The organism is Pseudomonas sp. ACN5 (assembly GCF_002303975.1).
Classification (GTDB): domain Bacteria; phylum Pseudomonadota; class Gammaproteobacteria; order Pseudomonadales; family Pseudomonadaceae; genus Aquipseudomonas; species Aquipseudomonas laurylsulfatiphila.
The window spans coordinates 520,408-532,977 of sequence record NZ_MRCP01000002.1 but is presented as its reverse complement, the minus strand read 5'-3'; the positions used below and the strand labels follow the sequence as shown (position 1 = coordinate 532,977).

The 12,570-nt window shown below is 58.9% G+C and carries 12 protein-coding genes; 7 read left to right on the top strand and 5 right to left on the bottom strand.

Features of this window, described 5'->3' with window-relative positions; translation table 11 throughout:
• Positions 1-253: 253 nt before the first annotated feature.
• Together hexR and BSF40_RS05690 are read left to right on the top strand one after the other, a co-directional pair.
• Entirely contained in the window at positions 254-1,120 is an 867-nt protein-coding gene (hexR, locus tag BSF40_RS05695; protein ID WP_007954250.1) for a transcriptional regulator HexR, read from the top strand.
• Between the two features lie 215 nt (positions 1,121-1,335).
• Positions 1,336-1,545 (top strand): PA3496 family putative envelope integrity protein, encoded by a 210-nt coding sequence (locus BSF40_RS05690; RefSeq protein WP_007971698.1) that lies wholly within the window; start codon positions 1,336-1,338, stop codon positions 1,543-1,545.
• Here the strand turns inward: BSF40_RS05690 and BSF40_RS05685 are convergent.
• Positions 1,487-2,449 carry a LysR family transcriptional regulator gene (locus BSF40_RS05685; RefSeq protein ID WP_007971700.1) on the bottom strand — a complete coding sequence of 321 codons (963 nt, stop codon included), beginning with the start codon at positions 2,447-2,449 and terminating at the stop codon, positions 1,487-1,489. The two genes, BSF40_RS05690 and BSF40_RS05685, sit on opposite strands and share 59 nt — an antisense overlap.
• Before the next feature lie 191 nt (positions 2,450-2,640).
• Here BSF40_RS05685 and BSF40_RS05680 point away from each other — a divergent pair, with 191 nt between their 5' ends.
• From BSF40_RS05680 to BSF40_RS05665, 4 genes are all read left to right on the top strand, one after another.
• Positions 2,641-4,056: an acetyl-CoA carboxylase biotin carboxylase subunit gene (locus tag BSF40_RS05680; RefSeq protein WP_007971702.1), complete on the top strand. Its 1,416-nt coding sequence runs from the start codon at positions 2,641-2,643 to the stop codon at positions 4,054-4,056.
• 11 nt (positions 4,057-4,067) lie between these two features.
• Positions 4,068-5,876 (top strand): sodium-extruding oxaloacetate decarboxylase subunit alpha, encoded by a 1,809-nt coding sequence (gene oadA, locus BSF40_RS05675; RefSeq protein WP_015097410.1) that lies wholly within the window; start codon positions 4,068-4,070, stop codon positions 5,874-5,876.
• Positions 5,877-6,202: 326 nt separating this feature from the next.
• A complete protein-coding gene (locus tag BSF40_RS05670) occupies positions 6,203-7,555 on the top strand; it encodes a HipA domain-containing protein (protein WP_095964372.1) in 1,353 nt (450 codons plus the stop codon).
• Positions 7,552-7,830 (top strand): helix-turn-helix domain-containing protein, encoded by a 279-nt coding sequence (locus BSF40_RS05665; protein ID WP_095964371.1) that lies wholly within the window; start codon positions 7,552-7,554, stop codon positions 7,828-7,830. Before BSF40_RS05670 ends, BSF40_RS05665 begins: the two co-directional genes overlap by 4 nt.
• A gap of 158 nt (positions 7,831-7,988) precedes the next feature.
• Here BSF40_RS05665 and BSF40_RS05660 read toward each other — a convergent pair whose 3' ends face one another.
• From BSF40_RS05660 to BSF40_RS05650, 3 genes are read right to left on the bottom strand one after another with little or no spacing between them, the layout of a single operon-like run.
• Positions 7,989-8,660, bottom strand: coding sequence for a GNAT family N-acetyltransferase (locus BSF40_RS05660; RefSeq protein ID WP_095964370.1), 672 nt, complete (start codon positions 8,658-8,660; stop codon positions 7,989-7,991).
• Between the two features lie 17 nt (positions 8,661-8,677).
• Positions 8,678-9,124, bottom strand: a complete 447-nt coding sequence (locus BSF40_RS05655) for a GNAT family N-acetyltransferase (protein WP_095964369.1) — start codon at positions 9,122-9,124, stop codon at positions 8,678-8,680.
• Between the two features lie 10 nt (positions 9,125-9,134).
• A complete protein-coding gene (locus tag BSF40_RS05650; RefSeq protein ID WP_007971713.1) occupies positions 9,135-9,758 on the bottom strand; it encodes an FMN-binding negative transcriptional regulator in 624 nt (207 codons plus the stop codon).
• 92 nt (positions 9,759-9,850) lie between these two features.
• On the opposite strand from BSF40_RS05650, the gene BSF40_RS05645 reads away from it, so the two are divergent.
• Entirely contained in the window at positions 9,851-11,404 is a 1,554-nt protein-coding gene (locus BSF40_RS05645; RefSeq protein WP_095964368.1) for a PLP-dependent aminotransferase family protein, read from the top strand.
• 63 nt (positions 11,405-11,467) lie between these two features.
• On the opposite strand, the gene BSF40_RS05640 is transcribed toward BSF40_RS05645, so the two are convergent.
• A complete protein-coding gene (locus BSF40_RS05640; protein ID WP_095964367.1) occupies positions 11,468-12,568 on the bottom strand; it encodes a polyamine ABC transporter substrate-binding protein in 1,101 nt (366 codons plus the stop codon).
• Positions 12,569-12,570: the final 2 nt, after the last annotated feature.

Genomic DNA, 12,570 nt, shown 5'->3' with positions numbered 1-12,570 from the left:
TTGATGTGGGCTGTACGTTTTTGGTGAGTAACCAGTACTGACGTTTGTAAGAAAGGCACATTTTAGCCGCAGCGCCAAGTGGCGGGCATTGATAAGCAACGGGAAAGCTCGCAAATGAGCGCTACATGGAGCACGCGTGCCTGAATGCCGAGGGATGTGGTTACGCATTGAGCAGGCAAAAAGCCGATTCATGTAGTATAACTACAAGCGTGCTACATCCCCGGCACCTGCCAATAACAAAGAGTCCAGCCCTTTGAATCTGCTGCAACACATCGCCCAGTCTCGTCACCTGTTACGCAAGTCGGAGCTCAAGGTCGCCGACCACGTGCTGCTTGATCCTGCGGCCGTGATGCACAGCTCCATGGCCGACCTTGCCCACAGCGTGGGCATCAGTGAACCGACCATCGTGCGTTTTTGCCGTGCCATCGGCTGTTCCGGCTTTCAGGACCTGAAGCTGAAGCTGGCCCAGAGCCTGGCGGCCGGTGCGAGTTTTGGCCAGTTTGCGATCCACGAAGACGACTCGGTCGCCGACTACAGCCTGAAAATCTTCGACACCACCCTGCATACCCTGATGGAAGTTCGCGAGAAACTCGATCCGCTGGAGTTGCAGAGGGCCGTGACGCTGATGTCCCAGGCCCAGCGCGTCGAGTTCTATGGTTTTGGCGCCTCGGGTGCGGTCGCGGCGGACGCCCAGCACAAGTTCTTCCGCTTGCTGCTCACCGCTGCAGCGTATTCCGACCCGCACATGCAGGCGATGTCGGCCGTGACGCTCAAGCCGACCGACGTGGCGATCTGCATTTCCCAGTCCGGGCGCTCCAAGGACCTGCTGATCACCGCCAACCTGGTGCGCGAAAGCGGCGCTTCGTTGATCACTTTGTGTCCGAGCCAGACGCCATTGGCCGAGTTGTCGACAGTCAACCTGGCAATCGATGTGCACGAGGACACTGAAATCTACACGCCGCTGACCTCGCGTATCGCCCACCTGGTGGTGATCGATGTGTTGGCGATGGGCGTGGCCATGGCCCGCGGACCGAGCCTGGTCAATCACCTCAAGAGCGTTAAACGCAGTTTGCGCAGTTTGCGGTTGTCACCCAAGTCGGTAAAAGCGCTGGACGACTGACTTCAAGGCCGGCGCGGACCCCTGTGGCGAGGGAGCTTGCTCCCGCTGGGTCGCGAAGCGGCCCCAGAATTGTGCGACTGCTGCGCAGCCGAACGGGAGCAAGCTCCCTCGCCACAGGACCAAACAACATTCATCGGTCTGTAACACCCGAGCCGCCAAACCGTCATCCCTCGCGCCTATCTTGAAACTCCCGTACTCGCCTTGGGAGACTCGAAATGGCCATGCCCTACGAAGAACGCAACAGCGCTGTCAAAACCCGTCGTCAGCAGGAAGACCAGCGCCGCATGGAATTCCGTCGCGCTATCGAAGATCGCTGCGAACGCCGTCAGCTTCTGGCCGAAATTGGCGATTTTCCAGAGTTGGAACTCAACTTCTGGCAGGCATCTCCCTCGACTTCCCGTCGAAACGCTCAACCAGCGCGCTGATCTGGATCCGTTCACTGCGGATAAACGCCAGGAAGGCGTGAGCTACCGGTGACAGGCGTTTCGCCTTGGCCTGCACCAGGCACCAACTGCGGAACAGTGGCAGCTCTTCGATGGGTAGCTCGATCAACCCACCGGTTGCCAATTCAAGGTTCAGGGCGTGGCGCGTCAACAGCGCAACGCCCAGGCCTGCCAGTACACATTCTCGCTGAGCTTCGGCAGACGAGACTTCCTGAGTCTGGTTGAAGTGCACACGCTTCTCTTTGAAGTATTCTTCGCACGCCAGCCGCGTCCCGGAGCCTGGCTCACGCAGCAACAGTGTGTAGGGCTCGAGATCCTGCAAGCGCAGCGGCCCCATGTGACACAGCGGGTGATCCGGTGGCGCCACGGCGACGATCGGGTTGTTCAGGAACGGCAGGAACTCCAGGCCCATGTCCTGAGGCACCATGGACATGATCACCAGGTCGTCGCGGTTGTCCGACAGACGCCGAATCACCTGGCCGCGATTGACCACCGTCAGTTGCAGGTTCACCTCCGGATGCTGGCGTTTGAATGCGGCAAACAGATGCGGCACGAAATATTTGGCGCTGGATTCAACCGCCAGTTTCAGTTGCCCCTGCAACGAGCCCTGCATGTCCGACAGCTGCATGTCGAGGTTTTCCAGGCGTCCGAAAATATCCCGGCTGGCTCGCTGTAACGCTTCAGCGGCTTCGGTCATGTAGAGCTTTTTGCCGACGTAATCGAACAACGGCTGGCCAATCAGCTCTTCGAGCTGACGAATCTGCAGGCTGACAGCAGGTTGTGTGAGCGACATTTCGTCGGCCGCGCGGCTGTAAGAGCGCAAATCACAGACCTCATTGAAGATCTGCAATTGCCGCAAAGTCATACGCATCAATGACTTACGCATTATCCGGTCACTCTGGTCGCTGGCTGGTGAATCAACTATAAGTCTTTACTTATGCGCGACCCAATTATTATTCATTTTTGTTAATCCCTTGTGGGCGCTAGTGTGGACCTGCGACCGAACTGAAACATTTGGTCACGCGTCGACCTGGGTCTAGCAGGTCGTGGGTACCACCGGCTCAAGGGAAACTCCAAGTGATAACAAAGATCCTGATCGCCAACCGTGGTGAGATTGCCGTACGAATCGTACGTGCCTGTGCCGAAATGGGCATTCGCTCGGTCGCGATCTATTCCGACGCTGACCGCCATGCCTTGCATGTGAAGCGTGCGGACGAGGCCCATAGCATCGGTGCCGAACCGCTGGCCGGATACCTGAACCCGCGCAAGCTGGTGAACCTGGCTGTGGAAACCGGCTGCGATGCGTTGCACCCCGGTTATGGCTTCCTTTCGGAAAACGCCGAACTGGCGGAAATCTGCGCTGAGCGCGGGATCAAATTCATCGGTCCATCGGCTGAAGTCATTCGCCGCATGGGCGACAAGACCGAAGCGCGCCGCAGCATGATCAAGGCCGGCGTGCCGGTCACTCCAGGCACCGAAGGCAACGTGTCGGGCATCGAAGAAGCCCTGACCGAAGGCGATCGCATCGGCTACCCGGTGATGCTCAAGGCCACATCCGGTGGTGGTGGTCGCGGTATTCGTCGCTGCAACAGCCGTGAAGAACTTGAACAGGCTTTCCCTCGGGTCATTTCCGAAGCCACCAAGGCATTCGGTTCGGCGGAAGTGTTCCTGGAAAAATGCATCGTCAATCCCAAGCATATCGAAGCGCAGATCCTTGGAGACAGCTTCGGCAATGTGGTGCACCTGTTCGAGCGTGACTGCTCGATCCAGCGCCGCAACCAGAAGCTGATCGAGATCGCCCCGAGCCCGCAACTGACTCCGGAACAGCGCGCCTACATCGGCGACCTGTCGGTGCGTGCAGCCAAGGCCGTGGGCTACGAGAACGCCGGCACCGTGGAGTTCCTGCTCGCCGAGGGCGAGGTGTACTTCATGGAGATGAACACCCGGGTGCAGGTGGAACACACCATCACCGAAGAAATCACTGGCATCGACATTGTCCGCGAGCAGATTCGCATTGCCTCCGGCTTGCCGCTGTCGGTGAAACAGGAAGACATCCAGCACCGTGGTTTCGCCCTGCAATTCCGGATCAACGCCGAAGACCCGAAGAACAACTTCCTGCCGAGCTTCGGCAAGATCACCCGTTACTACGCACCCGGCGGTCCCGGCGTGCGTACCGACACGGCGATCTACACCGGCTACACCATTCCGCCGTTCTACGACTCCATGTGCCTGAAACTGGTGGTGTGGGCGCTGACCTGGGAAGAGGCGATGGACCGTGGTCTGCGCGCCCTCGATGACATGCGTCTGCAAGGGGTCAAGACCACTGCCGCGTACTACCAGGAAATTCTGCGTAACCCGGAATTCCGTAGCGGCCAGTTCAATACCAGCTTCGTTGAAAGCCACCCTGAACTGACCAACTACTCGATCAAGCGCAAACCCGAAGAGCTGGCCCTGGCCATCGCCGCCGCCATCGCCGCCCACGCAGGCCTGTGAGGAATAGAACAATGAGCAAGCAAATCCACGTAACCGACACGATCCTGCGCGACGCCCACCAATCGCTGCTCGCCACCCGCATGCGCACCGAAGACATGCTGCCCATCTGCGACAAGCTCGACAAAGTCGGCTACTGGTCGCTGGAGTGCTGGGGCGGCGCGACCTTCGACGCCTGCGTACGTTTCCTGAAAGAAGACCCGTGGGAGCGTCTGCGCCAACTGCGCGCCGCGCTGCCTAACACCCGCCTGCAAATGCTGTTACGCGGCCAGAACCTGCTGGGCTACCGCCACTACAGCGACGACGTGGTCAAAGCCTTCGTCGCCAAGGCCGCGGTCAACGGCATCGACGTGTTCCGTATCTTCGACGCCATGAACGACGTGCGTAACCTGCGCGTGGCCATCGAAGCGGTGAAAGCCGCCGGCAAACACGCCCAGGGCACCATTGCCTACACCACCAGCCCGGTGCACACCATCGAGGCCTTCGTGAACCAGGCCAAGCAAATGGAAGCCATGGGTTGCGACTCGGTGGCGATCAAGGACATGGCCGGTTTGCTGACCCCATACGCCACTGGCGAACTGGTCAAGGCTCTGAAAGCCGAGCAATCGCTGCCCGTGTTCATCCACTCCCACGACACCGCTGGCCTGGCTGCAATGTGCCAGATGAAGGCTATCGAAAACGGCGCTGACCACATCGACACCGCGATCTCCAGCTTCGCCTGGGGCACCAGCCACCCGGGCACCGAGTCGATGGTCGCGGCCCTCAAGGGCAGCGAGTTCGACACCGGCCTGAACCTGGAACTGCTGCAAGAGATCGGTCTGTACTTCTACGCCGTGCGCAAGAAGTACCACCAGTTCGAAAGCGAATTCACCGCCGTCGACACCCGTGTGCAAGTCAACCAGGTGCCGGGCGGGATGATTTCCAACCTGGCCAACCAGTTGAAAGAGCAGGGCGCGCTGAATCGCATGAGCGAAGTGCTGGCCGAAATCCCGCGCGTTCGCGAAGACCTCGGCTTCCCGCCACTGGTGACCCCGACCTCGCAGATCGTCGGCACCCAGGCGTTCTTCAACGTGCTGGCCGGCGAGCGCTACAAGACCATCACCAACGAAGTGAAGCTGTACCTGCAAGGCGGCTACGGCAAGGCGCCGGGCACCGTCAACGAACAACTGCGTCGCCAGGCCATCGGCAGCGAAGAAGTGATCGACGTGCGTCCAGCCGATCTGCTCAAGCCGGAAATGGCCAAGCTGCGCGCCGATATCGGTGCTCTGGCCAAGTCTGAAGAAGACGTGCTGACCTTCGCCATGTTCCCGGACATCGGTCGCAAGTTCCTCGAAGAGCGCGCGGCCGGAACCCTGACACCTGAAGTGCTGTTGCCGATTCCGGAAGCCGGCAAGGTGGCTTCGGCGGGCGGTGAAGGCGTACCGACCGAGTTCGTCATCGACGTTCACGGCGAAACCTACCGCGTCGACATCACCGGTGTTGGCGTCAAGGCTGAAGGCAAGCGTCACTTCTACCTGTCCATCGACGGCATGCCGGAAGAAGTGGTGTTCGAGCCGCTCAACGAATTCGTCGGCGGCGGTAGCAGCAAGCGCAAGCAAGCCACCGCACCAGGCCATGTCAGCACCACCATGCCGGGCAACATCGTCGACGTACTGGTCAAGGAGGGTGACACCGTCAAGGCGGGCCAGGCTGTGCTGATCACCGAAGCGATGAAGATGGAAACCGAAGTCCAGGCGGCCATCGCCGGTAAAGTCACCGCCATTCACGTGGCCAAGGGCGACCGGGTGAACCCGGGCGAGATCCTGATCGAGATCGAAGGCTGAGTTAACAGCCTCGATACAACGCTTTAAACCTCGGGGGGGCATGTGCTCCCCTTTTTTTATGCTCTGGATTTGGCGATCAGACGCTCATCCCCTGTTGTCGCGACCGACTTTTCCGGCATCGTCCGTAAGGCAATTTCTGGTTTTGTGGCTTTCGAACTATTGGTTCGGCGTGATCTGCATTATTTTGCGTTTTTTTACCACGCAAGTGGTTTGATCTGCATTTTAATACACATAGCCACTGTGCCTGCGCTCTTCGTGTGCACTATATTGCATTAATCGCGATAATCAGCCATGAGAATATGCATTTAAATGCAGGTGGTGACGACATGTACGATCTGACTCTACAGATCTATTGGGCAGGAAACTGGCACGACGCCATGATTTTGAGCTTCGACAGCCCTGAAAAAGGCTTCGAAAGTCGCTGCAATTTTGGCTACCAGCAAACGTATCTTTTTGAAAATTACGAAGATATTGGAACTCCGTTCGCCAAGGCAGTGAGCGCGAGATTCCCTTTGGATTGGGATGGCAGACGATCCAATGCGCCAGCATTTTTACATGATGTTGCACCCGCAGGTGCAGCCAAAAGGTTCCTTTTGGCGCATATAGGCAAAGACAAGCCCGCGGACGTAAGTGCAGACCTTTACCTGCTGGCCAGAAGCACACCGGCGCCGATTGGAAATATGCGGGTCAAGGCGTCTGCCGAAGCAGTGGATCAGCGTGAGCCGATTGGTTTTGAGCGCCAGGACGTCATAAGTCGCAATAATCGATTTCTTGAGTATGCCTATGAGCAGGGGGCTGCCATTGGTGGCGCAACAGGTGCAGGTGGCGAGGCTCCGAAGCTTTTGTTGGCTCAGAACAAGGCGGGGCTACTGTACCCGGATGCAGTACTTGGGGATGCCGACGTCACTCAACATTGGTTTGTGAAGTTCGCCCGCAACAAGGGGCTGGAAACTGATCAGGTAATCCTCAGAAGCGAGTATCACTACTACAGGGCGCTCCAGAGTCTGGGGATTGAAACTGTGGCCGTCGAGGGGCTTGCACTGGAAGAAGCAACCAAACCCAGCTTGTGGATGCAGCGTTTTGACCGCCAAGTGACCGACCAAGGCGTCGAGCGCTTTGCCGTGGAGTCAATTTACTCGCTGGCAAACATTACGACGCCGGGTAGTGCTTTGGACCACATGGACGTTATCCGCTTGTTGGCAGGACTATGGCGTGAGGCGGGGCAGGCGGATCAAATCCCGGATCTCGTTGCCGATTATCTTCGTCGGGATCTGATCAACAAAATCCTCGGCAACTCGGATAACCACGGACGCAATACCGCAATCATCCGAGATGACGCCTCGTTTCGCCTTGCACCCATTTATGATTTAGCGCCCATGGTGATGGACGACGAAGGTGTGACACGGACCACCAAGTGGCCAAAAGATCTGGAGAGAGCGGGTGACGTTGATTGGCGCGGGGTGTGCCGTACATTGGCCGACATCGCTGACCCGGATGATCCATTGGCCGCTTTGAGTGACGTGCAGGATCTATTTGAGCGCCTGCGTGAAGATGCAAATCGTCTGATGGCGCTCCCCGATATTCTCTCGGCCAGCGGTCTGCCTGGACAGACAATGAATCACCCACAAATTGCATTAAAAAATCTGGAGCAACGTTTGAAAGAGTGGGGCTTGAAATGAGCATGACCGTTGCTGAGCGCACAGTGCTCATAGAAAGCATTCAAGAGGCTTTAGCTCAGGGCACTCTTGAAATTGGCGAAGCGGTTCGACGGTTGCGAGTCGAAGTCACCGGCCTGCACCAGACCCAATTCGCCAAAATGTGCAGAATCTCGGTGCGCACGCTGGTGCACATTGAACATGGAGAAGGGAATCAGACACTGAAGTCTTTGAACGCAGTGTTCCGTCCGTTTGGACTGAAAATGGGTGTGGTGCGGATTCGACGGGATATCAGCTGAAACTGCTCCGATCGTACGTCCTGATTCGGCTTTATAACGCGGCATATTGAAGATCAAAGGATCGCAGCCTTCGGCAGCTCCTACAGGATATACACCGACCCTGTAGGAGCTGCCGAAGGCTCGGTCCGCGCTCGGGCGATCTTTTGCTTTTGATGCTTTTAGCCGCGGCACTCAACGAGGCTTTTCAACTGCCTCGACCCCGTCTGGTTCTCATCACTCAACCACTTCTCGAACCCGGCCCCAATCGCCGGCCATTCCGAATCCAGGATCGAGTACCACGCCGTATCGCGGTTCTGCCCCTTGACCACCATGTGCTGGCGAAACACACCCTCAAAACTGAAACCCAAACGCTCGGCCGCATATTTGGAGCGGGCGTTGGCGTTGTTGCATTTCCATTCCAGGCGACGGTAGCCGAGGGCGAAGGATTCCTTGGCCAGCAGGTAAACCGCCTCGGTGCTTTTCGGCGAGCGCTGCATCGGCGCGCCGAAGGTGACGTGGCCGATTTCGATGCGGCCCTGGGCCGGAACGATGGACATCAGGCTGAGGATGCCCTGGACCTCGCCGCTGGCGCGATCGATCACGCTGAAGAAGTACGGGTCGCTATTGGCCGCGTGGTTGTTCAGCCAGTCGTTGAAGACACTGCGCTCCGGGAAGGGGCCGTATGGCAGATAGTCCCAAAGTTTCGGGTCGGCGCCCGGGCCTTGCAGGGCTTTGAACAGGTCGTCGCCGTGGCGCGCCGGGTCGAGTTTTTCCAGGCGGATGAAGCGTCCTTCGATCAGCTGTGTCGTGGGGGCCGGGACGCCTTTCCAGTTGGCGAGTGAAGTCGACATGTTGTTCTCCTTGAACCTTAAATGGCTTTGCGAAACTGGATGAAACCGGGGCGTTCTGCAAGGTGCTCGTAGAGCTGGATCGCGGTGGCGTTGGTTTCGTGGGTCAGCCAGTGCACCTTGTTGCAGCCGTCGGCCTTGGCCGTGGTGTAGACGAACTCGATCAGTTGCCGGCCGACGCCGGTGCCTCGGGTTTCCGGGACCACCAGCAAGTCTTGCAGGTAGCAGGCGTTTTCGATGGCCCAGTTCGAACGATGGTAGATGAAGTGCACCATGCCCACGGCTTTATTGTCAGCCCAGGCGAGGGCGGCGTGGGTCGGTTCGTTCGGGTCGAGCATGCGCTGCCAGGTGCTGTGAGTGACGGCCTCCGGCAATTCGGTTTTATAGAAGCGCAGGTAGGCTTGCCACAGCGGCAACCAGGCCGCGTGATCACCGGCGGTGACTTGGCGAATGTCGATTTGACTCATGGTGATTTCCTTAGCGCATCAATTGGGCGAGGGTCTGGTCGTTGACGTCGGGGCTGGCGGCCAGGCCTTCGCGTACGCCGGCGATGTCGGCGGGGCTGCGGTTCTGGCTGAGCTTGCGCTTGCCTTCCAGACGGTCGATGGGAATGGCGAAACCGACGATGGCCTTGAGCATGCCGTCGATGTAATCGGCGGGGGCATCGGCCACTGACCACGGTTGGGCGCGGCCAGCTTCATGACGGTCGGTGAGGGTGCTGACGATGTCGAGCAGCCGCCCGCCATCGCTAAAGGTTTCGGCTCGGCCATAGGCGTGTACGGCGACGTAGTTCCAGGTTGGCACGACTTTGCCGTGTTCGGCCTTGCTCGGGTAGAAGCCGGGGCTGACGTAGGCATCGGCACCGGCAAAAATCAGCAGGGCTTCGGCACCGTCGCGCAGGTCTTTCCACTGTGGATTGGCTTTGGCCAGATGCCCGTACAACGTGCCGTTCAAGCCTTGTTCGCAATGCAGCAGCACCGGCACATGACTGGCTTGCAGGCCGCTTTCGCCGTGGGTCACCAATATGGCGAGACGGGTGGCGAGGATCAGTTCATGCAGTTGGGACAACTCGTCGATGGCAAAAGCGCGCGGCGTATACATGGAGATATTTTCCTTGGCGAATGCCTTCATCCTAGGCAGGCTATTGGTCTGTTGTAAGAGCCATTAATGACCAATTTCATAGGTCCATTGTCATGACGGATGCGCCGCTTTCCCTGTCGTTCAACCCGGCCGGTATCGAACTCGACCGTCGCCAGGGGTTGAGTCGACAGCTCTATCAGGCCTTGCGCCTGCGCGTCCTCGACGGACGATTGGCCAGTGGAACGCGTCTGCCGGCCAGTCGTGACCTAGCCGCAGCGCTGGCTATTTCCCGCAACAGCGTGGTGCGTGCCTACGATCAGTTGTACGCCGAAGGCTTCATTGAGGGGCGAGTCGGGGACGGCACTTATGTCGCGCAACTGCCTCAGGCGGCGTTGCCGGAAAAAAAACTATCCACAAAAATATCCACAGGCTTTTCAACAGGGTTATCAACAGTCTTATCCACAAATTGGCTCGATTTGCCTGTGGATCCATCCAGCAAAGTTATCCACACCGATCCGTTGGCACGGCTAAAAAACAACCATTTACCCAGTCCGCCGAGCGGTCCGCCGCGGGCATTTCGGGTCGGTGTTCCGGCGTTCGATCTGTTTCCATTCGAGGTCTGGGCCAAGCTGAACGCGGCTTTCTGGCGCAAACCGGATTTGCAGCAGCTGTGCTACGGCGACCCGGCTGGCGATGCGCGCTTGCGCGGGATGATTGCTGCGTATTTGCGCAGTTCCCGTGGCATGCAGTGCACGGCTGAACAAATTGTGATCACCAGTGGTGCGCAGCAGGGGATCAGCCTTTGTGCACAGCTGTTGGTGGAGTCCGGTGATGGGGTGGCGATTGAAAATCCCGGGTATCGGGCGGCCGGTCATGCGTTCGCCGTGGCAGGTGCGAGATTGCATGGGGTGGCGGTGGATGGCGAGGGCATCGACTGCGCTGAACTGGCACAGCTGCGTGATTGCCGTTTGACCTACGTCACCCCGTCCCATCAGTACCCCACCGGGGTGGTGATGAGCCTGGCTCGCCGCCTGGAGTTGTTGGCCTGGGCCGAACGCACCCAGGGCTGGATCGTCGAGGATGACTACGACGGCGAGTACCGTTACAGCGGTGCGCCACTGGCGCCTCTGGCGGCACTGGATCGGCAAGGCCGGGTGCTCTACGTCGGCACGTTCGGCAAAGTGGCGTTTCCGGCGTTGCGCCTGGGTTACCTGGTGTTACCGACAGGGCTGGTGCAGGCTTTTGCCCAACGCCGTGCCGTGGATGTACGCCATTCCGAGGTCAGTACCCAGGCGGTGATGGCCGAGTTCATGGCGGCCGGGCATTTCCAGCGACATATCCGCCGCATGCGCCGTGCGGCGTTGAGTCGCCGTAACACATTGCTCAATGGCTGGCCGGCGGAGATTCCCGGCGTCGGAACATTACCCAGCGTCGCCGCCGGGCTGCACATGACCGTCCCTGTCGATAGCGTTGCGCGCGAACTTGAATTGATCGAGTTGGCGCAAAGTGTCGATGTCGAGATCAACGGCTTGAGCAGTTATTGGCTGCCCGACTCCACGACGCCGATGGATCAGCGAGCGGGGCTGGTGCTGGGCTTCGCCGCCGTGCCCGAAAAGGCGATCGAGTCAGCGCTGGAGCGATTGCGGGCGGTGTGGCGTGCTGGCTGAAGCACGGGTAAAAAAAGACCTGCGTAAACGCAGGTCTTGATGATGACGGGAACGACGCGGTTGTCAGGTACCGGACTTGATCTTGGTCCAGGCCCGGGTCCGCGCACGTTCGGCATCGCGCGGCAACGGTTGCAGGGTGTAGAGCGTGCTCATTGCCGTGTCGGTCGGGTACAGGTTCGGGTTGTTGCGGATCGCCGGGTCGACCAGTTCCGTGGCGTCCTTGTTCGGGTTCGGGTAGCCGACAAAGTCACTGACCGGCGCAATCACCTGAGGTTGCAGCAGGTAGTTGATGAAGGTGTAGGCGTCTTCCGGATTCTTCGCACCCTTGGGTATTGCGAGCATATCGAACCAGATCGGTGCGCCTTCCTTCGGCAAGCGCATGTCGACGATCACACCGTTCTTGGCTTCCTTGGCGCGGTTGGCGGCTTGCGAGAAGCTGCCGGAATAACCGACCGCGACGCAGATGTCACCGTTGGCGATATCGGCCATGTACTTCGATGAGTGGAAGTAGGTGATGTACGGGCGGATCTTCATCAGCAGCGCTTCAGCCTTGTCGTAGTCCGCAGGCTTCTTGCTGTTGGGATCGAGGCCGAGGTGTTGCAGGGCCAGCGGCAAGATCTCCGAGGGCGAGTCGAGCAGGGCGACGCCGCACTGCTTGAGCTTGCTGATGTTCTCTTCCTTGAAAATCAGGTCCCAGCTGTCCACTGGCGCGTTTTCGCCGAGCACGGCCTTGACCTTGTCCGGATTGAAGCCGATCAGGATGGTCCCGTACATGTACGGGACGGCGAATTTGTTGCCCGGGTCGTTGGCCTCGATCAGCTTCATCAGCTTGGGATCGAGGTGGTTCCAGTTCGGCAACTTGCTGCGGTCCAGTGGCTGGAACACGCCGGCTTCGATCTGCTTGGCGAGGAACACGTTGGACGGCACCACCACGTCGTAGCCGGAGTTGCCGGTCAGCAACTTGGCTTCCAGTGCTTCGTTGGTGTCGAAAATGTCGTAGACCAGCTTGGTCTGGCTGTTCTGGGCCTTGAAGTCTTCCAGGGCCTTGGGGGTGATGTAGTCGAACCAGTTGTAGACACGCAATGTTCGTTCTTCAGCATGGGCAACGCCACTGAGCACCAGGGCGCCCAGGGCTGGAACGATCAAACGCTTGAGTCTTGTCATTG